The organism is Isoptericola sp. NPDC057559 (assembly GCF_042801555.1).
Taxonomy (GTDB): domain Bacteria; phylum Actinomycetota; class Actinomycetes; order Actinomycetales; family Cellulomonadaceae; genus Isoptericola.
On record NZ_JBHVFQ010000042.1, the window covers coordinates 1 to 23,471 of the forward strand.

Annotated in this window: 21 protein-coding genes and 1 pseudogene; 8 read left to right on the plus strand and 14 right to left on the minus strand. The window is 75.6% G+C overall.

Annotation, left to right across the window (positions count from 1 at the left end):
• Nucleotides 1–250 (plus strand): annotated as a pseudogene (locus tag ACFU5J_RS21025) (spermidine synthase); the annotation flags it as partial.
• A gap of 69 nt (nucleotides 251–319) precedes the next feature.
• Here the strand turns inward: ACFU5J_RS21025 and ACFU5J_RS21030 are convergent.
• The 5 genes from ACFU5J_RS21030 to ACFU5J_RS21050 form a co-directional block, all read right to left on the minus strand.
• The gene (locus tag ACFU5J_RS21030; RefSeq protein ID WP_079576248.1) at nucleotides 320–523 is read right to left on the minus strand and encodes a cold-shock protein; all 204 of its coding nucleotides are present in this window, start codon (nucleotides 521–523) and stop codon (nucleotides 320–322) included.
• A gap of 177 nt (nucleotides 524–700) precedes the next feature.
• Entirely contained in the window at nucleotides 701–1,639 is a 939-nt protein-coding gene (locus ACFU5J_RS21035; protein WP_430575236.1) for a proteasome assembly chaperone family protein, read from the minus strand.
• Between the two features lie 100 nt (nucleotides 1,640–1,739).
• Entirely contained in the window at nucleotides 1,740–2,180 is a 441-nt protein-coding gene (locus ACFU5J_RS21040) for a response regulator (RefSeq protein ID WP_430575235.1), read from the minus strand.
• Nucleotides 2,181–2,261: 81 nt separating this feature from the next.
• Nucleotides 2,262–3,473 (minus strand): ATP-binding protein, encoded by a 1,212-nt coding sequence (locus ACFU5J_RS21045; RefSeq protein ID WP_430580017.1) that lies wholly within the window; start codon nucleotides 3,471–3,473, stop codon nucleotides 2,262–2,264.
• A complete protein-coding gene (locus ACFU5J_RS21050; protein WP_430580018.1) occupies nucleotides 3,470–4,891 on the minus strand; it encodes a PP2C family protein-serine/threonine phosphatase in 1,422 nt (473 codons plus the stop codon). The genes ACFU5J_RS21045 and ACFU5J_RS21050 overlap by 4 nt, the downstream gene beginning before the upstream one ends.
• 193 nt (nucleotides 4,892–5,084) lie before the next feature.
• Between ACFU5J_RS21050 and ACFU5J_RS21055 the strand changes: the two genes are divergently transcribed.
• Together ACFU5J_RS21055 and serA are read left to right on the plus strand one after the other, a co-directional pair.
• The gene (locus tag ACFU5J_RS21055) at nucleotides 5,085–7,397 is read left to right on the plus strand and encodes a HelD family protein (protein ID WP_430580019.1); all 2,313 of its coding nucleotides are present in this window, start codon (nucleotides 5,085–5,087) and stop codon (nucleotides 7,395–7,397) included.
• Nucleotides 7,398–7,440: 43 nt separating this feature from the next.
• Nucleotides 7,441–8,679: a phosphoglycerate dehydrogenase gene (gene serA, locus ACFU5J_RS21060; RefSeq protein WP_430575231.1), complete on the plus strand. Its 1,239-nt coding sequence runs from the start codon at nucleotides 7,441–7,443 to the stop codon at nucleotides 8,677–8,679.
• 94 nt (nucleotides 8,680–8,773) lie between these two features.
• Here serA and ACFU5J_RS21065 read toward each other — a convergent pair whose 3' ends face one another.
• The 3 genes from ACFU5J_RS21065 to ACFU5J_RS21075 form a co-directional block, all read right to left on the minus strand.
• On the minus strand, nucleotides 8,774–8,959 hold the full coding sequence (locus ACFU5J_RS21065; protein ID WP_430575230.1) for a DUF5302 domain-containing protein: 186 nt from the start codon (nucleotides 8,957–8,959) through the stop codon (nucleotides 8,774–8,776).
• 155 nt (nucleotides 8,960–9,114) lie between these two features.
• A complete protein-coding gene (nrdR, locus tag ACFU5J_RS21070; protein WP_430580020.1) occupies nucleotides 9,115–9,642 on the minus strand; it encodes a transcriptional regulator NrdR in 528 nt (175 codons plus the stop codon).
• A gap of 125 nt (nucleotides 9,643–9,767) precedes the next feature.
• Nucleotides 9,768–10,106, minus strand: a complete 339-nt coding sequence (locus ACFU5J_RS21075) for a LysM peptidoglycan-binding domain-containing protein (protein WP_430580021.1) — start codon at nucleotides 10,104–10,106, stop codon at nucleotides 9,768–9,770.
• Nucleotides 10,107–10,356: 250 nt separating this feature from the next.
• On the opposite strand from ACFU5J_RS21075, the gene lexA reads away from it, so the two are divergent.
• Complete coding sequence (gene lexA / locus ACFU5J_RS21080) at nucleotides 10,357–11,181, plus strand: transcriptional repressor LexA (protein WP_430575227.1); 825 nt, start codon at nucleotides 10,357–10,359, stop codon at nucleotides 11,179–11,181.
• Between the two features lie 54 nt (nucleotides 11,182–11,235).
• Here the strand turns inward: lexA and ACFU5J_RS21085 are convergent, their stop codons facing one another.
• The 3 genes from ACFU5J_RS21085 to hflX all read right to left on the minus strand — a co-directional run bounded on the left by ACFU5J_RS21085 (nucleotide 11,236) and on the right by hflX (nucleotide 15,929).
• Complete coding sequence (locus ACFU5J_RS21085) at nucleotides 11,236–12,195, minus strand: L-lactate dehydrogenase (protein ID WP_430575226.1); 960 nt, start codon at nucleotides 12,193–12,195, stop codon at nucleotides 11,236–11,238.
• Nucleotides 12,196–12,204: 9 nt separating this feature from the next.
• Nucleotides 12,205–14,265, minus strand: a complete 2,061-nt coding sequence (locus tag ACFU5J_RS21090; protein ID WP_430580022.1) for an ATP-dependent DNA helicase — start codon at nucleotides 14,263–14,265, stop codon at nucleotides 12,205–12,207.
• A 98-nt stretch (nucleotides 14,266–14,363) separates the two neighbouring features.
• Complete coding sequence (hflX, locus tag ACFU5J_RS21095; RefSeq protein ID WP_430580023.1) at nucleotides 14,364–15,929, minus strand: GTPase HflX; 1,566 nt, start codon at nucleotides 15,927–15,929, stop codon at nucleotides 14,364–14,366.
• Nucleotides 15,930–16,054: 125 nt separating this feature from the next.
• Here hflX and ACFU5J_RS21100 point away from each other — a divergent pair, with 125 nt between their 5' ends.
• Nucleotides 16,055–16,657: a class I SAM-dependent methyltransferase gene (locus ACFU5J_RS21100; RefSeq protein WP_430575223.1), complete on the plus strand. Its 603-nt coding sequence runs from the start codon at nucleotides 16,055–16,057 to the stop codon at nucleotides 16,655–16,657.
• Nucleotides 16,658–16,684: 27 nt separating this feature from the next.
• Here ACFU5J_RS21100 and dapF read toward each other — a convergent pair whose 3' ends face one another.
• Both dapF and miaA read right to left on the minus strand, forming a co-directional pair.
• On the minus strand, nucleotides 16,685–17,611 hold the full coding sequence (gene dapF / locus ACFU5J_RS21105; protein ID WP_430575222.1) for a diaminopimelate epimerase: 927 nt from the start codon (nucleotides 17,609–17,611) through the stop codon (nucleotides 16,685–16,687).
• Nucleotides 17,608–18,654, minus strand: a complete 1,047-nt coding sequence (gene miaA, locus ACFU5J_RS21110) for a tRNA (adenosine(37)-N6)-dimethylallyltransferase MiaA (RefSeq protein WP_430580024.1) — start codon at nucleotides 18,652–18,654, stop codon at nucleotides 17,608–17,610. Before miaA ends, dapF begins: the two co-directional genes overlap by 4 nt.
• A 139-nt stretch (nucleotides 18,655–18,793) precedes the next feature.
• Between miaA and ACFU5J_RS21115 the strand changes: the two genes are divergently transcribed.
• From ACFU5J_RS21115 to ACFU5J_RS21125, 3 genes are read left to right on the plus strand one after another with little or no spacing between them, the layout of a single operon-like run.
• Nucleotides 18,794–19,273, plus strand: a complete 480-nt coding sequence (locus ACFU5J_RS21115; RefSeq protein ID WP_430575220.1) for a YbjN domain-containing protein — start codon at nucleotides 18,794–18,796, stop codon at nucleotides 19,271–19,273.
• Complete coding sequence (locus ACFU5J_RS21120; RefSeq protein ID WP_430580025.1) at nucleotides 19,270–21,219, plus strand: HSP90 family protein; 1,950 nt, start codon at nucleotides 19,270–19,272, stop codon at nucleotides 21,217–21,219. Before ACFU5J_RS21115 ends, ACFU5J_RS21120 begins: the two co-directional genes overlap by 4 nt.
• The gene (locus tag ACFU5J_RS21125) at nucleotides 21,216–23,189 is read left to right on the plus strand and encodes a hypothetical protein (protein WP_430580026.1); all 1,974 of its coding nucleotides are present in this window, start codon (nucleotides 21,216–21,218) and stop codon (nucleotides 23,187–23,189) included. Before ACFU5J_RS21120 ends, ACFU5J_RS21125 begins: the two co-directional genes overlap by 4 nt.
• A gap of 38 nt (nucleotides 23,190–23,227) precedes the next feature.
• On the opposite strand, the gene ACFU5J_RS21130 is transcribed toward ACFU5J_RS21125, so the two are convergent.
• The coding region (locus tag ACFU5J_RS21130; RefSeq protein ID WP_430580027.1) for a hypothetical protein at nucleotides 23,228–23,471 on the minus strand (244 nt) is incomplete at its 5' end.

The window sequence follows — 23,471 nt, forward strand, 5'->3', positions numbered from 1 at the left end:
CGCCGAGCACGCCATCCTCAAGGGGCGCCGCTACGGCAACGTGGTCCTCGTGGCCGTGCGGTCCGTGCCCGACGGCGAGACCACGGACGGCGAGGACGGCGAGGACGGCGAGGACGGCGACGGCACCGGCGGAGCACCTCCGACGCCGCTCGACCTGGACGACGCCGCGCTCGCGCGCCGCCTGCGCAGCCTGCCCGTCCCCGCACGGCTCCTGGTCGGGGACGAGCTGGCGCGGTTCGCCGGCGCCTGAACCTCCCGGCGCACGACGACGGCCGCGCCCCGCCGTCGGGACGCGGCCGTCGTCAGACGAGCCGGGGACTCAGAGCGGGACGACCTGCTCCGCCTGCGGACCCTTGGGACCCTGGGTGATCTCGAACTCGACCCGCTGGGCCTCCTCCAGGGAGCGGTACCCCTGCGACTGGATCGCGGAGTAGTGCACGAAGACGTCGGCGCCGCCGTCGTCCTGTGCGATGAAGCCGAAGCCCTTCTCGGAGTTGAACCACTTCACAGAACCTTGCGCCATGCTGATCCTTCGACCTTCCGTCACGCGGTCACGGGCACACCGGGCGGCCACCCGTCGCCGCACAGGCCCCCGCCGCGATCCGGCGGGGAACGCCTCTGCAACGCGGTCAGTGTGGCATGGACCACACCGACGTGCCACGGATATGCCGCGGATGCCGCGGAACGCCGATTGCGGGCGTCAGTCGTCGTCCTGCTGGGCCAGGAACCGCTCGAACTCCGCGCCGAGCTCCTCCGCCGTGGGCAGCGGCGCCTGCTCGGCGAGCAGGCTCGGGCGCCCCACCGACCGCGTGAACGCGTCGTACTGCTCCTCGAGCGCCCTGACGACGGCCTTGACCTCGGTGGACTCGCCCACCTGCTTCTCGACCTCGATGGTCGCGTCGGCCGCTGCCTCGGACAGGAGGCCGGTCGCCAGGTCCAGGCCCGTGGCGCGCTCCACGTGCCGCAGCGCCACCACCGCCGCCGGGGCGTAACGGGACTGCGCCAGGTAGTGCGGCACGTGCACGGTGAAGCCGATCGCGTCGTGCCCCGCCTCGCCGAGGCGGTACTCGAGCAGCGCCGCCAGCGAGCCCGGGACGCGCACCGTCCCGAAGAACGACGTGTAGTCCTCGACCAGCCCCGGGCGCGTGCCGTGCGCCGTCAACGACAGCGGGCGGGTGTGCGGCACGCCCATCGGGATGCCGTGGAAGCCGACCGTCAGGGAGACGTCGAACCGCTCGACGAGCCCCTTCACCGCCGCGACGACGCGCTCCCACTGCAGGTCCGGCTCGGACCCGTGCAGCAGGAGGAAGCCGGTGCCCTCGCGGTCCGCCACGTGGTCGATCACCAGGAACGGCTCGTCGTAGGACGACCATCGGTCGGCGTCGAACGTCATGCCGACCCGCTTGGAGCGGTAGTCCAGCAGCCGGTCGACGTCGAAGGTCACGAGGCGGGTGGTGGTCAGCTCGTCGGTGACGTGCTCCACGGCGACCTCCGCCGCGGAGCCGGCGTCGACGAACCCGTCGAGGGCGTGCAGCAGCACGGGTCCGTCGGCGGTCGGCGGGGCGTCGGGCCCACGGCGGGGCAGGACGCGCTCGACGGCGGCCTCGTCGACCTCGTAGATGCTCTGCGGGTCCAGCAACGGTCTCCTCCTCGGGTTCCGGCTCACGCCGGCGGGCTCGCACCCGCACGAGTCACAACCGTCCCGCCGCCAGGATCCTTCCCGTCCGCCGGGGTCGACCTCAACGGCGCGGGAGGCGCACCACCGTGACGAAGAAGTCGTCGATCTGGCGGACCACCTGGATGAACCGGTCGAAGTCCACGGGCTTGGTCACGTACGCGTTCGCGTGCAGCGAGTACGAGCGCAGGACGTCCTCCTCCGCCTCCGAGGTCGTGAGCACGACCACCGGGATGTGCTTGAGCCGCTCGTCGGCCTTGACGGCGGCGAGCACCTCGCGGCCGTCCATCCGCGGCAGGTTGAGGTCGAGCAGGATCAGGTCCGGCGTGGCGGCGTCCGCGTGCTCGCCCTCCTTGCGCAGGTACGCCATCGCGCTCACACCGTCGGCGACCACCGAGAGCCGGTTGACGACCTTGTGCTCCTCGAACGCCTCGCGCGTCATGAGCACGTCGCCCGGGTCGTCCTCGACGAGGAGGACCTCGATACCCGCCTGCTGGTCCGCCATCGCCACTCCTCGCCGTCGTCGAGCTCCCCGGTCGGGGCGCACTCCAGGTGCGTCGTCGCAGGTCAGCGACGTGCCCCGAGCCTAACCGACGACGGCGCCGGTCGCCTCGTCACCGTCGGGCAGGGTCCAGCGGACGGTGGTCCCGCCGGCCTCCGACGGCTCGAGCCAGACGCTCCCGCCGTGGTGCTCGACCACCCGCTTGACCAGGGCGAGCCCGATGCCGGTGCCCGTGTAGACGTCCTTGGGGTGCAGCCGCTGGAAGATGACGAAGACGCGGTCCGCGTACTGCGGGTCGATCCCGATCCCGTTGTCCGCGCAGGAGATCTCCCAGCCCGCCTCGGGGCCGGGCAGGCGGCGCGCCGACACGTGGATGCGCGGAGGCCGCTCCGGGTCGCGGAACTTCACCGCGTTGCCCACCACGTTGGTCAGCAGCATCGCCAGCAGCGCCCGCTCGCCGTGCACCACCGGCAGCGGGTCGTGGGTGACCTCCGCACCCGCCTCGGCGATGCGCTCGCCCAGGTCGTGCCGCACCTGCTCGAGGATCTGCCCGAGGTCGACGTCCTCCTTCGGACCGCCCGAGCGCCCCACGCGCGAGAAGCTCAGCAGGTCCTGGATGAGCCGCTGCATGCGCAGCGCACCGTCGACGGCGAACGCGATGTACTGGTCGGCCCGGTCGTCCAGCTGCTCGCCGTAGCGCTTCTGCAGCAGCTGGGTGAAGCTGGCGACCTTGCGCAGCGGCTCCTGCAGGTCGTGCGACGCGACGTAGGCGAACTGCTCCAGGTCGCGGTTCGAGCGCGCGAGCTCCTGGTTGGACCGGGCCAGCTCCCGCGCCTGCTGGGCGAGCCGCGCGTGCGTGCGCTCCGTCTCCTCGTGCGACGCGCGCACCTCCGCCACCTGCGCCACCAGCTCCCGCCGCATGTGCTCGACGTCCGCCGCGAGCGCCGCGACCTCGCCCGTGCCCTCGACCCGGATCTCGTGGTCGTGCGCCCCGGAGGCCGCGGCCCGCACGGAGTCCGCCAGCCGCGCGAGCGGCCGCGTCACCCCGCGCTGCAGGGCGCGCCACATGAACCAGCCCATGAGCACCACGAGCAGCACCAGGACGAGGACCACCACGAGCAGGGCACGGTTCCAGGCGTGCGCCGCGTCCATCGCCTCGTCGCCGGCCCCGACCCGGAGCAGCGAGAGGGACCGCTGGATCGCCACCAGCGCGACGGCGAGGGCGAGGAGCAGCACCGCGCCGACGACGAGCAGCAGCCGCAGGACGATGTCGTGCAGCGGTCGTTCGCGCCTCACGGGCGGGCCCACTCGGCCGAGTCGGCGAGCGTCGAGGACCGCTCGCCCAGGTACGGGGTGTCGCGCCCGGTCCAGCCGAGCACGAGGAGGGCCGCGTCGTCGGTCAGGGGGCCTCCGTGCAGCGCGCGCACGCGGCGCAGCACGCGCTCGACGACGCCGACGATCCCGTGCCGGTCCAGGTCGTCGGCGACGAGGTCGTGCAGCCCGGACTGCCCGAGCCGGGGCACCCGCCGGCGCAGCGGGCCCAGCGGGGCTCCCCCGCCCTGGAGCGCGACGAGCCCGAGCGCGTCCCGGCCGAGCCCGTCCACCGAGGGCTCCCCCGTGACCGGGTCGGCCGCGAGCTGCGGCGCGCCCACGTTCACCTCGGCCTCGACGAGCCCGTCGGTGTACAGCATGAGCGCGAACGGTCCGTCGAGGTCGATGCGGCGCGGGTGCCACCCGCCCTCGACGGGCACGCCCAGCGCGCGCCCGCGGCCGGTGGGCGCCAGCAGCTCGCAGCTCAGGTCCCCCACCGGCCCCGTGATGAGGAGGGGCGGCAGGTGCCCCGCCAGGTAGAGGTCGACGCCCGACCGGTCGGGCGTCACCACCGCCTGGGCCAGGGTCACGAAGACCTCCGGGCGGGCCCGCTCCGTGAGGAGCACCCGCTCCAGCTGCTCGAGGACGTGCTCGGGCGGGGTCCCGGTCAGCACCAGCGTGCGCCAGGCCGTGCGGAGCGTGGCCCCGAGGGCCGCCTCGTCGGGTCCGTGCCCGGCGACGTCCCCGACCACGGACAGCACGCTCCCGTCCGGCCGCTCCACCGTGTCGAAGAAGTCGCCGCCGAGCAGGCCGCCGCCGCCCGGCAGGTACCCCACCATGACCGAGACGCGCTCGTCGCCCACGAGCGGGTTGGGCAGCAGCGCGCGCTCCAGCCGCGCCGTCTCCTCCGCCCGGACCGCGCTGCGGTACAGCGCGCGCTGCTGCGCGGCGGACCGGCGGCGCTGCAGCGCGTAGCGCAGCGACCGGCCGAGCAGCCCGGCGTCGGTCTCGCCCTTGACCAGGTAGTCGTCGGCGCCCGCGGCGACGGCCTGCAGCCCCTGGTCGCCCCCGGTGAGGCCGGTGAGCACGACGAGCGCGGGCACGTCGTGCACGCGCTCGGCGACCTCGCGCAGCCGGGACACGGCCGTGAGCCCGACGGCGTCGGGCAGCCCGAGGTCCAGCAGGACGCAGTCGACGCCGGGCGAGCCGCCCGGCCGGGACAGGGCCTCCACGGCCTCGGCGACCGACCGGGCGCGCCGCAGCACGATCGCCACGTCGGCGTCGTCGAGCAGCTCCGTGACGAGCAGCGCGTCCCCGTCGTCGTCCTCGACGAGGAGCACGGTCGCCGTCGCGTCCTCGGCGGGTCCCTCGGACCCTGCTCGCAGGACGTCGCCGCTGCTCATGGGCCAGATCCTAGCCCGGCCGCCCCCGCACGGCCGGAGCCCGGCGCCCCGGCGCGTCGCCTCGCGCCCGGGCCCGCGGCGCGCACGACCGCCCGGACCGTGCACCGAGGAGGCCTCCGCATCTGCAATGATGGTCCGCCGCAAAGGGGCCGCGTCACCCGGTGAGCGCGGCGCAAGGACGCTGGGAGGATGCGTGGCGGGCAGGCACGACGAGCTGGCACGCGAACAGGGTGTCGTCGACACCCTCTACGCCCGACTGGACGAGCTGCGGCGCGCGACGCGCGACCGCCTCGCGGAGGTCCGCCGCTCGGGCCCCTCGGGCTCTCCGCAGAACCGCAGCGAGCGGGACGCGTTCGCGACCCTCTACGAGGACCGGGTCGCGCAGCTCGACGCCGTCGAGGACCGGCTCGCCTTCGGCCGCCTCGACCTCGACGACGGCGGCACGCGGTACGTCGGTCGCATCGGCCTCGCCGACGCCGAGCACCGCTCGCTCCTGACGGACTGGCGCGCGCCCGCCGCGACCCCGTTCTACCGCGCCACGGCGCTGCACCCCGCCGGCGTCCGACGCCGGCGGCACCTCGTGACCTCGGGGCGCAGCGTCACCGGCCTGGAGGACGAGGTGCTCGACCTCGACGCCCTGCAGGGGGACGACGGCGAGGAGGGCGGCGGCACGCTCGCGGCCTCGACGCTCTCCGGCGAGGGCGCCCTGCTCGCGTCGCTCGCCGCGCGGCGCACGGGCCGGATGACCGACATCGTCGCGACCATCCAGGGCGAGCAGGACCGGATCATCCGCGCCGAGCTCGCCGGCGCTCTCGTCGTCCAGGGCGGGCCGGGCACCGGCAAGACCGCCGTCGCGCTGCACCGCGCCGCCTACCTGCTGTACGCGCACCGCCGCGTCCTGGAGCGCAGCGGCGTGCTCCTGGTCGGCCCGAGCCGCGCGTTCCTGCGCTACATCGACCAGGTGCTGCCCTCGCTCGGCGAGACCGGCGTGGTCGCGACGACGGTCGGCGAGCTGCTCCCCGGCATCCGTGCCACCGCCGTCGACGACCCCGTCGCCACCGAGATCAAGGGCCGCCTCCTGTGGCGCGACGTCGTCCGCCGCGCCGTGCGCGCCCGCGAGCGCGTCCCCGAGCGCGACGTGCGGTTCCGGCTCGAGGGCTACGACCTCGTCGTGCGCCGGCGCGACGTCCGCGACGCCATCGCCCGCGCCCGCCGCACCCACAAGCCGCACAACGAGGCCCGCGCGTCGTTCGTCCGGGACATGCTCGCCCGCCTCGTCGACCAGTACCGGTCCGCCGCGGACACCGAGCTCGCGCCCGAGGACGTCGCCATGGTCACGGAGGACCTGCGCTCCCACCGCGACGTGCGGGTGGCGCTCAACCTCGCATGGTTCCCGATCTCGCCCGAGAAGCTCGTCGCCGACCTCTTCGCGAAGCCCCACCGGCTCGCGGAGGCCGCCCCCGAGCTGTCCGCCGCCGAGCGCGCCGCCGTGCGCCGCGAGCCCGGCGCGCCGTGGACCGAGGCCGACGTCCCGCTGCTCGACGAGGCCGCCGAGCTTCTCGGCGAGGACGGCTCGATCGCGCGCGCCGAGGCGAAGGCCCGTGCCGCGGAGCGCGCGGCCGAGCTCGAGTACGCCCGCTCGGTGCTCGAGTCCACGGGCGCCGGCGGCGGCCTCGTGGACGCCGAGACCCTGGCGTCCCGCTTCGAGTCGACCGGGCCTCGCCTGACCACCGCGGAGCGCGCGGCCGAGGATCGCACGTGGACCTACGGCCACGTCGTGGTCGACGAGGCGCAGGAGCTCTCCCCCATGGCGTGGCGCATGCTCGTGCGTCGCGTGCCGACCCGCTCGATGACGATCGTCGGCGACGTCGCGCAGACGTCGTCGGCCGCCGGCGCGCGGTCGTGGGGCCAGGCCCTCGACCCCGTGCTGGGCGGCTCCTGGCGCCTCGAGGAGCTCACCGTCAGCTACCGCACGCCGGCCGCCGTCGCCGACGCCGCTCAGCGCATGGCCGCGGCGGCGGGGCTACCCACCTCGCCGCTCACGGCGGCCCGCGAGGTGCCCGGGGCGCTCGAGCTCGCCCGCGTCACGCCGTCCGGCCCCGCGCGGCCCGCCCTCGTCCAGGAGGTGCGCGACCAGGTGGCCGCGCTGGCCGCCCGGTTCGTGGGATCGGACGGCGCCGGGCGGGTCGCGGTGGTGGCCGCGGCCGACGAGGTCGACGCGCTCCGCGCGATCGTCGCGGAGGTGCTCCCCGGCGCGCTCGGGCGCGCGGAGGCGGACCGCCTGCGCGCGCAGCGCCCCGAGGACGCGCAGGTGGTCGTGCTCGACCCGCGGGAGACCAAGGGCCTCGAGTTCGACGCCGTCGTCCTCGTCGAGCCGGTGGCCGTCACCGGGGGGCCCGGTGGCGCCTCCGACCTCTACGTGGCGATGACGCGGCCCACCCAGCGCCTCGTCGTGGTGCACGAGCAGCCGCTGCCCGCGGGGATCGTCGAGCTCGCCGCGGCGTGAGACGCGTTTGTGGGGGCGGGCCCGCACGGCGCACCATGGCCTCGTGCTGCGAGCCCTCCTTCTCGAGAACGTCCACCCCGTCGCTGCCCAGAATCTTCGTGATGCGGGCATCGAGGTCGTCACGCGCTCCGGCGCGCTCGACGAGGCCGAGCTGATCGAGTCCCTCGCGGACTTCCAGATCCTCGGCATCCGTTCCAAGACCACCGTGACCCGCAAGGTCCTGGAGAGCGTCCCCGGCCTGCAGGCCGTCGGCACCTTCTCCATCGGGACCAACCAGATCGACCTCGACGCGGCCGCGGCCCACGGTGTCGCCGTGTTCAACGCGCCCTACTCCAACACGCGCTCGGTGGTGGAGCTCGCGGTGGCGGAGATCATCTCCCTGACCCGCCGCCTCAGCGTGCGGGACAAGGCGCTGCACGACGGCGTGTGGGACAAGACCGCCGACGGCGCGCACGAGGTGCGCGGCCGCACCCTCGGCATCATCGGGTACGGGAACATCGGCTCCCAGCTGTCGGTCCTCGCGGAGAACCTCGGCATGCGGGTCGTCTTCTACGACACCGCCGAGAAGCTCTCGCTGGGCAACGCCCACCGCGTCGAGACGGTCGAGGAGCTCCTCGCCGAGGCCGACGCCGTGACGATCCACGTCGACGGGCGCCCCGGCAACGCCGGCCTCTTCGGCGCCGACCTGTTCGCGGGGATGAAGCCGGGAGCGATCTTCCTCAACCTCTCGCGGGGCTTCGTGGTCGACCTCGAGGCGCTGCGGGAGCACATCCTGTCGGGCCACCTGGGCGGCGCCGCCGTCGACGTCTTCCCGGCCGAGCCGAAGAAGCGCGGCGACGAGTTCACCTCCCCGCTGCGCGGCCTGCCCAACGTCATCCTCACGCCGCACGTCGGCGGCTCCACCGAGGAGGCGCAGGAGGCCATCGGCGAGTTCGTCTCGAAGAAGCTCCGGGACTTCGTGCAGACCGGCTCGACGACCCTCTCGGTCAACCTGCCCAACCTGCAGCTCGCGCACACCGGCGTGGGCCGCATCATGCTGCTGCACCGCAACGTGCCGGGCGTCCTCGCCGCCGTGAACCAGGTCTTCGCGGACCACGGCGCCAACATCGAGGCGCAGATGCTCGCCACCCGCGGCGAGGTCGGCTACGTGGTCACGGACATCTCGGACGTCACGCAGCGCGGCGCCTCCGCGAAGCTGCAGGCCATGCCGTCGACGATCCGGCTGCGCATCCGCGACGCCTTCGAGCGGCCCGAGTTCCCGCCCGGCCCGGCCGCGCGCTGACACGACGCCGACACAGGCCGACACACGCCGACACACGCCGAGGGCGTCCCCGGAGACCCGGGGACGCCCTCGCGTGGTCGTGGGACCGGACTGCTCAGCCGGACTTGCGGCGGAACATCTTCTGCACGGGGCCGGAGGTCTCCGAGCCGTGCACCTGCCCCGTGTTGCCGTCCTTGCCGGCGGTCGGGTGGCTGGCGGCGTTCTTCCGCTCCAGCGCCTCCCGGAAGCGCGCCTTCGTGTCCTCGCTGGGCTTGGCGCCCTTGGCGTCGTCCGTCGTCATCACGATCACCTCGTCATCGTCGGGGTGGACGTGCTCGCACGGCAGACCGCGCAGCACCTGGTGCCGACCAGCATGCTCTACCGCCGCGCGTCGCGCCAAGAGCATTGCGCCCGGAGCGGGCACCCGGGGGCCGCGAACGGTCGCTGAGCCCTGGGTCAGCGCGACGCGTCGCGGCCGACGGTCGCGGGCTCCGCGCCCTCGGTGCCCCCGTCCCGCTCCGCGTCGTCGGCACGCGCCTCGCGCTCCGCGCGCAGGGAGGTGATCGCGCTCTCGAAGTCCTCGAGGGACTCGAACGACTGGTAGACGCTCGCGAACCGCAGGTAGGCCACCTCGTCCAGCTCGCGCAGCGGCCCCAGGATCGCCAGCCCGACCTCGTTCGCCTCGATCTCGGGACGACCCGACGCGCGCAGCGTCTCCTCGACCCGTTGCGCCAGCAGCGCGAGGTCGTCGGAGCTCACGGGCCTGCCCTGGCACGCCTTGCGCACCCCGGCGACGACCTTGTCACGGCTGAACGGCTCGGTGACGCCGGAGCGCTTGGCGACGGACAGGCTCGCCGTCTCGATCGTCGTGAAGCGGCGCTGGCACGCCGGGCACTGCCGCCGTCGGCGGATGGACGAACCGTCGTCGGAGGTGCGCGAGTCGATGACTCGCGAGTCCGCGTGGCGGCAGAACGGGCAGTGCATCGCTGGTCTCCTGCGCTCGGCTCCGGACCGGCGCCCGGCTGCCCGACAAGGTAAGCGGGACGCCGCGCCCGGCGCAAGCAGGGTCCATCCTCGCACCGTCGCCGCCCAGGTCGCGCAGCGCGCGCTCAGTCCTCGGGCAGGAGGACCACCTGACCGGCCTGCAGCTCGGCCGTCGTGAGGCCGTTGAGCTGGCGCAGGTCGGCGACGACGTCACGCAGGTCGTCGCCCGTGTCCCGGACCGAGCGCGCGTACTGCCACAGGGTCTCGCCCGGCTGGACCGTGTGGAGCCGGACCTCCACGCCCGACCCCGGCGCGTCCGCGACGGCGCGCTGGCCCACGAGCCCGGCGGCGACCAGCACGAGCAGGACGAGGGCGGCGATCACGACGCGCCCCCGCCGGGTGAGCCGGAGCCCGCCCAGCCCGAGGAACCCGGGTGCGTCGGTGGTGCTGCGCGGGTTCTGCATCGTCCTGCCTCCGGTTCACGTCGCGTCGTCGCCCGTCGGGCGGCTGCCGTCGAACATCCGTTCGTCGAACACCTGTACGTCGAACTGCTGTACTAGGTGTACCACGTCCCGGCGACACGGTCGAGGGCTGATCGAACAGATGTTTGATGTCGGGCCGGAACTGGCCTAGAGTGACCAGCAGCGCGATGGAAGGTTTGTCGGATTTCATCGGCCCGCCCGCGGGCCGCGCCCCTGCAGGACGGAGAACGCGATGACCAGCGGACGGGACCAGGCCCCGGCGTCCACGACGGTTGCCACGCCGTGGCCGGCGCGGCAGGAGACCCCCGAGGACACGCCTGTCGCCCCCGAGGCCGCGCTCGCGTCGGTGAGCGAGATCGTCCCCTCGGCCGACCGGCTCACCCCGCGCCAGCGGCGCGTCCTCGAGACGATCCGGCGCTCCGTCGAGGACCGCGGGTACCCGCCGACCATGCGGGAGATCGGCGAGGCCGTGGGCCTCGCGAGCCCCTCGTCGGTCAAGCACCAGCTCACCACCCTGGAGCGCAAGGGCTTCCTGCGCCGCGACCCCAACCGGCCGCGCGCGATCGAGGTCGTCGACCCCGAGGCGCCCGCGACGTCGGACGGCGAGGGACAGGTCTCCGCGCCGCGCACGCCGGGATTCGTCGCCGGGTCGGTCGCCGGCTCGGACGCGCAGCCGGCCGAGGCACCCTCCTACGTCCCGCTCGTGGGCCGGATCGCGGCGGGCGGCCCGATCCTCGCCGAGCAGGTCGTCGAGGACGTCTTCCCCCTGCCCCGCCAGGTCGTCGGCGACGGGGACCTGTTCCTGCTCAAGGTGGCGGGCGACTCGATGGTCGACGCCGCCATCTGCGACGGCGACTGGGTGGTCGTGCGCAGCCAGCCGGTCGCGGAGAACGGCGAGGTCGTCGCCGCGATGATCGACGGCGAGGCGACGGTCAAGACCTTCAAGCAGACCGGCGGCCACACGTGGCTCATGCCGCAGAACGCCGCCTACTCCCCCATCCCGGGCGACGAGGCCCAGGTGCTCGGCCGGGTCGTGGCCGTGCTCCGCAGCCTCTGACGAGACGCCGGACCCCCGGCCCGCACCGGGCCGGGGGTCCGGCGCGTCAGGGGCTCAGAGGCCGAGTCGGCGCTGCACCTCGCGCATGCCCTCGGCCGACGCCCGCAGGCCGGCGACCTCGTCGTCGGACAGCGGGGTGTCGATCGTCTCCGCCACACCGCGCCGGTCGACGAGGGACGGCACGGAGAGGCAGACGTCGCTGATCCCGTAGAAGCCGTCCAGGCGCGACGACACGTTCATCACGCGGTGCTCGTCGTTGAGGACCGCCTCGATGATGCGGGTCGCCGCCAGCCCCACGGCGTAGTTCGTGGCCCCCTTGCCGGCGATGACCCGGTAGGCGGACTCCACCACGTCCGTGGCGATCCGGTGCCGGGCGGGCTCGTCGAGCGGCGGCCGCCCGCGGAAGGGGCGCCAGTCCAGCAGCGGCACCCCGGCGATCGTCGCCGAGCTCCACAGCACGATCTCCGAGTCGCCGTGCTCGCCCGCGATGTTCGCGTGCACGTTGCCGACGGCGACCCCGCAGTGCCGGGCGAGCGCGTCGCGCAGCCGGGAGGAGTCGAGGACGGTGCCGCTGCCGAAGACGCGCTCGCGCGGCAGCCCGCTGATCTCCTGCGCCGCGTACGTCACCACGTCGACGGGGTTCGTCACCATGAGGTAGACCGCGTCCGGGGCGACCTCGAGGAGCTGCGGCAGGATCGTGCGGGTGAGGCCCACGGTCGCCTCGGCCAGGTCCAGGCGACTCTGGCCCGGCTTCTGCTTGGCCCCGGCGGTGACGGCCACGACGTCCGCCCCGCGACACACCTCGACGTCGTCCGAGCCCTCGATCTCCGCCTGCGGGATGAACATGCTCCCGTGCCGCAGGTCGAGGACCTCGGCCTCGACCTTGGCGCGGTTGACGTCCATCAGGGCGACGGAGCGCGCCGCCCCCCGGGCGAGCGCCGCGTACGCGAGGGTGGAACCCACCGCGCCGGCGCCGACGATCGCGAGCTTGGTCGTGCTGCGTGTGCCGTCCACGGGCCCAGGCTAGGTGTCCAGGCGCCGCAGCGCAGCGCGGACCAGCTCGCCGTCGGTGGTGGGCCAGAAGTCCGGCATCGACCGGGTGAGGAACGACCCGTAGCGGGCCGTCGCCAGCCGCGGGTCGAGGACCGCGACGACGCCCCGGTCGTCCCCCGTGCGCACCAGGCGGCCGGCGCCCTGGGCCAGCAGCAGCGCCGCGTGCGTGGCGGAGACCTGCATGAACCCGTTGCCGCCCGCCTGCTCGACCGAGCGAGCCCGGGCGGCCTTCACCGGGTCGTCCGGGCGCGGGAACGGGATCCGGTCGACGAGCACCAGCTGGCAGCTGGGCCCGGGGACGTCCACGCCCTGCCAGAGCGACAGGGTGCCGAAGAGGCACGTCGCCGGGTCGTCGGCGAACGCCTTCACCAGGGTGGGCAGCTGGTCGTCGCCCTGGCACAGGATCGGCACGTCGAGCCGTTCACGCATCGCCTCGGCCGCGGCGAGCGCCGCGCGCCGGGAGGAGAACAGCCCGAGGGTGCGGCCGCCGGCGGCCTCGATGAGGCCCCCGATCTCGTCGAGCTGGGCGTCGGTGGTCGGCTCGCGGCCCGGGGCGGGCAGGTGCCGGGCGACGTAGAGGATCCCCTGGCGCGGGTAGTCGAACGGGCTGCCCACGTCGAGACCGGTCCAGTCGGCCGTCTCGTCCGTGCCGCCCGAGCCCGCCAGGCCGAGGGACCGCGCGACCGGGTCGAAGGTGCCGCCGAGCGCGAGGGTCGCGGAGGTGAAGACGCCCGTGGCCTCCCCGAGCAGGTGCGTGCGGATGAGGCCCGCCACCGCCAGCGGCGCCGCGTGCAGCCGGGTGACGCCGTCGCCGGCCCAGGGGGCGTTCTCGGGCGGCCGGGAGCACCACAGGACGTCCGCCGTCGTGTCCTCCGCCGCCATGCGCTCCGCGACCTCGAAGAGCTGCAGCACGGCGGACTGCGCCATCTTCATCCCCGCGTCCGGCGCGGCCTGGCCCTTGGGCTCCCCCGCGGGCTTGAGCCGGGTGAGGAGCTCCCGCGCGGCGTCGCGCACGGCGGCGACGGCCACGCGCAGGTCGTCGGGCAGGCCCTGGGGGAAGCGCTCCGCCGGGGCGGTGGCGAGCAGCGTGCCGAGCTGCTGGGACGCCGCGTCGAGCGCCGAGGTCTCGGTGCCCCCGTGGCGGCGCGCGAGGCGCGCGGCGTGCTCCACCACGGTCAGGGAGAGGTCGACGGTGGCGGCCGCGGTCACGCGCTCCGCGAGCTCGTGGGCCTCGTCGACGACGACCGCGTCGTGCTCGGGCAGCACGCCGGGGCTCCCGGAGACGGCGATGCCGAGCATCGCGTGGTTGGTCACGACGACGTCGGCCTCGCGCGCCGCGGCGCGGGCGTGCTCCGGAAAGCACTCCGTCAGCAGGGGGCAGCGGTTGCCGAGGCACTCCAGGGCCGTGACCGACACCTGGCGCCAGGCGCGGTCCGGGACGCCGGGGACGAGGTCGTCGCGGTCGCCGGTGTCGGTCTCGTCCGCCCAGGCGTGCAGCCGCCGCACGTGGTCGGCGAGGCTCGCGGCGTCGTCCGCACGACCGCCGCGGCCGCGCGACGCGGTGGGCGCGGGGTGCTGCTCGGCACCGGCGCCCTCGCCCGGGCCGGGGTCGGCGGGCAGGTCGAACAGGGTGGCGCCCTCGACCGGGTACCCGCCGGTGACCTTGTGCTTGCACAGGTAGTTGTGCCAGCCCTTGAGCAGCGCCACCTTGGGCGCGCGCGGCAGCTTCGGCCCCACCGCCTCCGCGACCAGGGGCAGGTCGCGCGTCACGACCTGGCGCTGGAGCGCCAGGGTGGCCGTCGAGACGATGACGCGCTTGCCGTCGACGACGGCGTGCCGCACGGCGGGCACCAGGTAGGCGAGCGACTTTCCGGTGCCGGTGCCGGCCTGGACGAGCAGGTGCCGGCCCTCCTCGACTGACTCTGCGACGGCGGCCGCCATCTGGTGCTGCCCGTCGCGCCGGCCGCCGCCGAGCGCCCCCACCGCCAGGTCGAGGAGCTGCTGGGCGTCGGGGGTGTCGGCGGAGGTCACCCGACGATCCTAGGGCGGGTCACCGACCCCCGGACGCCGCGCGCCGAGGACGGGGGACGGCGGCGGACGCCCCCGGGGGAGCGCCCGCCGCCGGGTGGTCAGCCCGTGACGGCGACGTGCCGCAGCTCCGCCGCGAGGCCCTCGTCGACGCGACCGCGCAGGCGCGTGCCCTCGGCGAGGTGCTCCTCGGCCACGGAGCCGCCGGTCTCGTGCGCGCGGTGCACGAGGTCGCCGCGGGAGTACGGCACCACGAGGTCGATCTCGACCTGCGGCTGGGGCAGCTCGGCGGCCACCAGCTCGCGCAGCTCGGCCATGCCCTCGCCCGAGTGGGCGGACACGACGACGCTGTGCCGCTCGCGACGCTGCACGCGACCGACCACGGCCGGGTCGGCGACGTCGGCCTTGTTCAGCACCACGACCTCGCGCACGTCGGCGATGCCGGGGATCTCGGCCAGCACCTCGCGGACCGCGGCGATCTGCCCCTCGGGGTCCGGGTGGGAGACGTCGACCACGTGCAGGAGCAGCGCGGCGTCGCCCACCTCCTCGAGGGTGGAGCGGAACGCCTCCACGAGCTGGTGCGGCAGGTGGCGCACGAACCCGACGGTGTCGGTGAGGGTGTACGGCCGCCCGTCCTCGGTGCGCGACCTGCGGACGGTCGGGTCCAGCGTGGCGAACAGGGCGTTCTCCACGAGGACGCCGGCGTCGGTCATCGCGTTGAGCAGCGACGACTTGCCCGCGTTCGTGTAGCCCGCGATCGCGACGTTCGGCACGCCGTGCCGCTTGCGGTCCAGCCGCTTGGTCTCGCGCCCGGGCGCCATCGCCGCGATCTCGCGGCGCAGCTTGGCCATCCGGTTGCGGATCCGCCGGCGGTCCAGCTCGATCTTCGTCTCACCGGGGCCGCGGGAGCCCATGCCGGCGCCCTGGCCGCCCACCTGGCCGCCGGCCTGGCGGGACATCGAGTCGCCCCAGCCGCGCAGGCGCGGGAGCAGGTACTCGAGCTGCGCGAGCTCGACCTGCGCCTTGCCCTCACGCGACTTGGCGTGCTGGGCGAAGATGTCGAGGATCAGGGCGGTCCGGTCGACGACCTTCACCTTGACGATGTCCTCGAGCGCGCGCCGCTGGGAGGGCGCCAGCTCGGTGTCCGCGACGACCGTGTCGGCGCCCACGGCGGCGACGACCTCGGCCAGCTCGGCCGCCTTGCCGGACCCGAGGTAGGTACCCGGGTCGGGCTTCTGCCGGCGCTGCAGCAGGCCGTCGAGGACCTGCGAGCCTGCCGTCTCCGCGAGGGCCGCGAGCTCGCGGAGCGAGACCTCGGCGTCACGGGCGGCGGCCTCGCCGCCGGAGTACAGGCCGACGAGGACGACGCGCTCCAGGCGCAGCTGCCGGTACTCGACCTCGGTGACGTCCTCGAGCTCCGTGGAGAGCCCGCCCACGCGGCGCAGCGAGATCCGCTCCTCCAGGTCGAGCTGGTCGCCGTCGTGCGTCGTGTGCACCGTGGCGCCCTCGGCGCGCGCCGTCCCGGCCCGAGCGAGCACCCGAGCCACGACGTCCTGCGCGATCGCCTGGGCGTCGCGCTCGGCCGCGCGCCGGTCGGCCGCCGTGCTCTCGGCGCCGGAGGTCTCGTCGGCCTGCGGGGTGTCGGGGTTGGTCGGGGTGTGGGTCAAGGTGTGCCTCTCGGGTCGGGATCGACGGCCTGGCCGTCCTTCTGCTCCAACAAGGGTCCCACGCGAGATCGTCCCGGCGGAGAGAATTTCGTGGGTCCGGGCCGCGGGCGACCTAGGATCGGCGGGTGACCGAGCAGCCCGACCACTACTTCACCGCCCGCCCGGCCTCCGACGCCGAGCGCCGCCGCGCCGTCGTCCGGCTGGCCGGCCAGGACGTGGAGGTGGACGTCGCGGGCGGGGTCTTCTCCCCCGGGGGCGTGGACAAGGGCACCCAGGTGCTGCTGCGCGAGGTGCCGGTGCCGCCGGCGACCGGCGACCTCCTCGACCTCGGCTGCGGCTGGGGCCCGATCGCCCTCACGATGGCGCTGACCTCGCCCGACGCGACCGTCTGGGCGGTGGACGTCAACGAGCGGGCGCTCGACCTGCTGCGCTCGACGGCGGACCGGCTCGGCCTGGAGAACGTCCGCGCGGTGCGCGCGGAGGAGGTCCCGGACGACGTGCGGTTCGCCGCGATCTGGTCGAACCCGCCGATCCGGGTGGGCAAGGCGGTGCTGCACGACCTGATGCGCGCCTGGCTCCCGCGCCTCGCCCCCGAGGCGGAGGCGTGGCTGGTGGTGCAGAAGAACCTGGGCTCGGACTCCCTCGCCCGGTGGATCGAGGACGAGCTCGGGCGCGACGTCGAGCGCACCACGTCCTCGAAGGGGTTCCGCGTCCTGCGGGTCGTCTGACCGACCGCGGGCTCGACGGGTCAGGGGTCAGAGCTCGGTCTCGCCGCTGAACACGAGCTCCGCCGGGCCGGCGAGCTCCACGTGCCCGCCCTCGAGCAGACGGACCCGCACGAGGCCCCCGGGCACCTCCACCTCCCAGATGTCCGGCACGGGGCCGGCCGCGCCGGCGAGCGCCCAGGCGCGCACCGCGAGCGCCGCGGCGCACGCGCCCGTCCCGCACGAGCGCGTCTCGCCCACACCCCGCTCGTGCACGCGCATGCGCAGTCGCCCGACCGGGCTCCCGTCGGGACCCGTGGCCTCCGGCAGCGGCACGACGAGCTCCACGTTGGTGCCCTCGGGCGGCAGCGGGTCCACCTCCGGGGCGCGGGTCAGGTCGGCGTCCTCGAGCTCCTCGGTGCGCGCGAGCGCGACCACGGTGTGCGGGTTGCCCATGTCGACGCCCAGCGCCGGCCGGGGCGCCGACCAGCCGCGCACCAGCACCGCCGCGTCCGCCCCGCGCCGGGCGGCCTCGTCCCCGCCGGGCAGCGACCAGGCGCCCATGTCGACGGCGTACCAGCCGCCCGGCTCCTTGCGGACCCGGCGCACGCCGGCCCGGGTCCCGAGGGCGAGCTCCTGCCCGTCGGCGAGGTCGGCGAGGCCGAGCTGCTCGGCGAACGCGGTGAAGACACGCACGCCGTTGCCGCACATCTGCGCGACGGAGCCGTCGGCGTTGCGGTAGTCCATGAACCAGATCGCCGTGGGCTCCTCGGCGAGCACCGCGTCGGCGACCGGCTCCCCGGAGCGCGCGATCGCCGCCGTGGGGGTGAGCCGGATGACGCCGTCGCCGCCGATCCCGCCCCGCCGGTCGGTGAGGCGCCGCACGTGCTCGGGGGTCAGCTCAAGGTCTCCCCGGGTGTCGGCGACCAGCACGAAGTCGTTCTGGGTGCCGTGGCCCTTGGTGAAGCGCAGCGTCATGAGCCCAGACTACGGCGCACGGCCCGCGTGCCGGGCGCCGGCAGCGTGCCCCCGTCGGCGGCGCGGACCACCGCGAGCGCCTCCTCGAGCAGGTCGGGCGACCCGGCGTCGAGCCAGCGCACGCGCGGGTCGCGGCCGAACCAGCCCATCTGCTTGCGCGCCAGGCGGCGCGTGTTCGCCACGATCGCCTCGCGGGCGGCGTCGAAGGTGAGCTCCCCGCGCCAGCACGCGAGCAGCTCCGCGTAGCCCACGGCGCGGGCCGCCGTCGTGCCGAGCCCGGGCCCGGTGCCGCCCTGCTCCGGGGAGGCGAGCCCGCGGACCTCGGCGACGAGCCCTTCGTCCCACATCCGCTCGACGCGGTGGGCCACCCGCGCGTCGAGCACCTCACGGTCGCAGTCCAGCCCGATCTGCACGGCCGGCCGCACGTGCTCCTGGCGCGGGAGGTTCGCCGTGTACGGGCGCCCGGTGAGCTCGATGACCTCGAGCGCCCGGACGATCCGGCGCGTGTTGTGGGGTCCGATCGACGCCGCGGCGCCGGGGTCCAGCCGGGCGAGCTCGTCGTGCAGCGCCCGCCGGCCCTCCCGCTCGGCGCGCTCCTCGAGGCGGGACCGCACGTCGGGGTCGGTGCCGGGGAAGTCCATGTGGTCGAGCAGGGCCCGCACGTAGAGCCCGGAGCCGCCCACGACGACGGCGCGGGCGCCGCGGCCCGCGATGGCGTCGAGGTCGGCGCGGGCCTCGAGCTGATAGCGCGCGACGGACGCGTCCTCGCGCGGGTCCAGCACGTCGAGCTGGTGGTGCACGATCCCCCGGCGCTCGACGGCCGGCACCTTCGCGGTGCCGACGTCCATGCCGCGGTAGAGCTGGAAGGCGTCCGCGTTGACGACCTCGGCGTCGGCCGCGCCGCGCAGGTCGGCCTCGCCCCCGCGGGACAGGGCCTGGGCGAGGTCGAGCGCGAGGTCGGACTTCCCTGTGGCGGTGGGGCCGACGACGGCCACGATCACGGGGGCGCCCGACGGGCTCGGGGCGGGGGGCGGTGCGCTCACGCGACGACCCTAGCCCGACGGCCACGACCCGCCCGGGCCGCCTGTCGGACGGGCTGGTTAGGGTGTCCTTCGCCACCCACACCGCTGCCCGGCGCGACGATCTTCGCGCGCCCCGGCCATCGCACGGAACCGAGGACCCATGGGCTACTTCACCAAGCCGACCGACGCGGCGTCCGCCGCCCCCGCCGCGCTGACGCGCGACCGGCTCGAGGCGCTCATGACGCGCCGGGACTGGTACTTCGGCATCGACGACGACGGCGACCTCGGCGGCGTCTGGGACGACAACACGTTCTACTTCCTCCTGGTGGGCGAGCCGCGCGGGATCCTGCAGATCCGCGGCCGCTGGAGCCGCACGCTGCCCGTGGCCGAGCTGGAGACGCTCACCGGGCTGCTCAACGCCTGGAACGTCGAGCGGATCTGGCCCAAGGTCTTCGCCCGCCCGGAGGACGACGGCTCGGGCGTCGTCGTGTACGCCGAGGTGGCGACCGACCTGCGCAGCGGCGCGAACGACGAGCAGCTGGAGCGCATCGTCGACTGCGGCCTCGCCACGGGCCTGTCGTTCTTCGAGACCCTCGACGAGCGGTACCCCGCGCCCGAGACCGCCGGCGACGCACGGTGAGCAGCGGCACCGACGCGTTCCAGGTCGACCTGCGGGGGCTCGTCGAGCTGCTCAGCCGACACCTGTACTCCAGCCCGCGGGTCTACCTGCGCGAGCTGCTCCAGAACGGCGTGGACGCGATCACGGCGCGCCGCGCCCTCGACGCCGACGCGCCCGCGCGCGTGCTCCTGCGGCCGCTGGACGACGGTGGCCTCGAGGTGCACGACACGGGCGTGGGCCTCACGACCGACGAGGCGCGCGACCTGCTGGCCACCATCGGCCGCAGCTCGAAGCGGGACGCCGACCCGCTGGACCCCGCCACGGACCCCCTGGCGGGAGCGCTCGGCGGCGGCTTCGGCGGCGGGCGCGAGGAGTTCCTGGGCCAGTTCGGCATCGGGCTGCTGTCGGCGTTCATGGTCGCGGACGAGATCGACCTGGTCTCCCGCTCGGCCCGATCCCCCGAGGCGCCGCCGGTGCGCTGGCGCGGCTACGCCGACGGCCGGTACGAGCTGACCGAGCTGGACCCCGCGGACCCGCAGGCGCCCACGGAACCCGGCAGCGTCGTGCGGCTGCGGCCCCTGCGGGACGCGGAGCACTGGCTCGAGCCCGGCACGGTGGCCGCCCTCGCGGCCGACTTCGGCGGCCTGCTCCCGGTGGACGTGTCGATCGAGGTGCGCCTGGACGACGGCGACAGGGTCCGCCGGCGGCTCAGCGGCGACGAGCTGCCGTGGCGGCGGGCGTACGCGGACGACGCCGAGCGCGGCCGGGCGCTGGCGGCCTACTGCGAGCGCACGCTCGGCTTCACGCCGCTGGCGCACGTGGACCTCGACCTGCCGGTCGCGGGCCTCACGGGCGTCGCCTTCGTGCTGCCCGCCGCCGTCGCGCCGTCCACCTCGGCGCACCACCGGGTGTCGCTCAAGCGGATGCTGCTCGGCACGGGTGTCGAGGGCCTGCTCCCCGACTGGGCGTTCTTCGTGCGCTGCGTCGTGGACGCCACGGCGCTGCGCCCCACGGCGTCGCGCGAGGGCCTGTTCGAGGACGAGATCCTGCTCGCCGCGCGCGAGGCGCTCGGCGAGCGCGTGCGCGCCTGGACGCTCGAGACGCTCGCCGAGCCGTCGCCGCTCTCCCGCGCCTTCCTGTCCACGCACCACCTGGCCGTCCGCGCCCTGGCCGTGCAGGACGACGCGATGCTCGACCTCGCCGCCCGCGTGCTGCCCTTCGAGACCACCGTCGGCACCCGCACCCTCGCCGACCTCGCCGAGCCCGCCGACGGCGCCGCTCCGGCGCGCGTGCTGTGGACCACGAGCGTCGAGGAGTACCGCCGGGTGGCCGCCGTCGCGGCCGCGCAGGGGCTGCCCGTGCTCAACGCGGGCTACGTGTACGACGCCGACCTGCTGGCGCGCGTCGCGCGACGGCACCCGGGCTGGCGCCTCGCGCCCGTGGCACCGGGCGACCTCGAGGCCGTCCTCGCCGCCGTCGCGCCCGTGCGCGAGCTCGAGGTGACGGACGCCCTGTCCGCGCTGCGCGACGACCTGGCCGACCAGGACTGCGACGTCGAGCTGCGCGTCTTCGAGCCCGTCGAGGTGCCCGCCATGCTCCTGACCGACCGGGACGGCGAGCACGCGCGGCAGGCCCGGGAGGTGGCCTCGCCGGACGACGGGCCCGCGGACGTGTGGGGCACGGTGCTCGCCGGCCTCACCGGTCCGGCCCGCGCGCGACGGCTGGTGCTGAACGACGCCAACCCGACGGTCCGTGCCCTGCTCGCCGCCCCGGACGCCCCCGTCCGCGCGGCCGGCGCACGGTCCCTCTACGTCACGGCGCTCCTCGCCTCCGGCCGCCCGCTGGCGGGCGCGGAGGCCGGGCTGCTCGACGACGCCCTGCGCACGCTCCTGGAGCGCGCGCTGCCCGCCCCACCCGACCCGTCGGGCACCCAGCCCGGACACGAGACCGAGGACGACGCACGATGACCCGCACCCTGGACGAGGCGAACCGCGCCGTCTCGACGATCATGGGCATGCCGTACGGCGTGGCCCGCAGCGCCGCCGCCGAGCAGGAGGCCGCGCGCATCACCGCGGAGGGGCCGGACGAGGCGCGCGCGTACGCCCTGTTCGCGCTGGTCGACTCCTACACCTCGACCCCGGAGGCGGAGAAGGCGTTCCTGCCCTTCACCCAGATGGTCCGCTGGTGGGACGAGCGCCCGGACCTCTTCGACGGCAGCGACCAGCACTCGCTGTTCTGGTCGTTCAAGTGGATGGTCGGGCTGCTCGCCCGGTTCCCCTCCGTCCCGACGGCCCAGATCGACGCGACGCTCGACGACATGGAGCGCCGCTACGCCCTCGCGGGCAACGGGACCAGCGCGGTGGCGGGCGAGCGGTTCGCCTGGCTCCGCTCGCAGGGCGACCCGGGCACCGAGGCCGCCTACCGCACGTGGATCACCACGCCGCGCGACAGCTTCTCCGACTGCGCAGCCTGCACACCGAGCCAGCAGGCCGAGTACCTGGCCGAGACCGGCCACGTCCGGGAGGCGGCCGACCTCGTCGCCGCGGCCGCGCGCTCGGGCGCGAGCTGCGGGGACGAGCCCGCGGGCATGGAGGCGCTGCTGGAGCTGCTCCTGCTGGACCTCGGCGACGCCGCGGGCGCCGCGGCCGCGCACCGCAGCGCCATGAGCCACCTCGACGCGGCCGTCTCGAAGGAGATCTCCGTCGCCCGGCACGTGGAGTTCCTGGCCCGGGCCGGCCACCCGGACCGGGCCCTGCGGCTGCTGCACGCCCACGCCGAGCACCTCACCGTCTCCGACTCGCCGGGCGAGCGGCTCGCCGTCCTCACCCACGTGGCCGTGGCCTCGGGGGTCCTGCGCGAGTCGCGGCCCGGGGCGCGGGTGGACCTGCCCGGCGTGCCCGCGACGACGGTCGCGGAGCTCGACGACTGGGCGCGCGCCCAGGCCGCGCCCCTCGCCGCCGCCTTCGACGCGCGCAACGGCACCGACCGTCACGCGCGGCTCCTCGAGGCCGCGTGGGAGCGACGGTCGCGCCTCCTCCCCGTCGAGATCGGCGTGCTCGCCGCCGCGGCGCGCGCCGCCGCCGAGGTGGGCCCCGTGAAGGACCCTGCGGTGCCCGACGCGCCCGCGGGCGTCGACGCGCAGTCCCCCGCCGGCATCGACGTCGGCGGGTTCGTCGACGCGGACCCGGTCGCCGCGGCGCTGGCCCGCGCGGACGAGACACCCGACCCGGTCGCGGCGTCCGGCGTCTACCTGGAGGCCTCGCGCCTCGCCGAGGAGGCCGGCCGGCTCGAGGACGCCGGCTTCGCGCTGGCCGAGGCCGCGCAGATCGCCGCGGTCCTCGGCGACGACGAGGGTGCCGCACCCGCGTTCGTGCGTGCCGTCGGCCTGCTCCGGGCCGCCGGCAGCGACCCGGTGTTCGTCGGACCCGTGGTCCGCGCCGCCGCCGCGGTGCAGGCGCGCGCCGGCGACCTGGAGGCCGCGCAGGCCGCCGTCGGACGCACCCTCGACGACCTCGGCAGGGCGACGGACGGCCTGCCCGAGGCGCCCACCCCCGACCTCGCGCGGGAGCTCGCCGAGCGGCGCGCCGCCCAGGTCGCGGCCGAGGTCCTGCAGCTGCGCGACGTCCGGGCCCGGCTCGTCGCGACCGAGGGCCGGCACGCGGAGGCAGCGGCCGAGGCCGAGCGCGTCGCCGAGGAGTTCGGCCGCGCCGGCCTCGCCCGCGACGCCGCCCACGCATTCTGGCTGACCGGCAACGCGCACCGCTCCGCCGGCGACGCCGCGGCGGCGGTGGACCCGCTGCGGGCCGCGCTGGAGGGGCTGGACGTGACCGACGACCGCGACGCGCGGGCCGCCGTGGCCGACGAGCTCGTGGGCACCCTGCGGGCCCTCGGGCGGGACGGGGAGGCCGACGCGGTCGCCGCGTCCCTGGTCTCGTGAGGCTGCGGGCCTCCTGAGCCACCGGTCCCGTGCGGGGGCTACGCCCGCACGGACCGGTCGGCCTCGACGGCCTCCCCCTCGGCCACCGCGTAGGACGCCGGCAGGTGCTCGTGCCCGCCCGGGACGTCCGTGACCTGCCACGCCCAGGCGCCCGGCGCGGCCGCCGCGTCGAGGGCGGCGCGGACCGCCGGGGCGAGCACCGGCGCGCCCTCGGCGCCCGGGTCGGCCGCCGCGCCGGGCGTGCCGGGGACGGCCCCGCCGGCCACGACGACGGCCCACGCC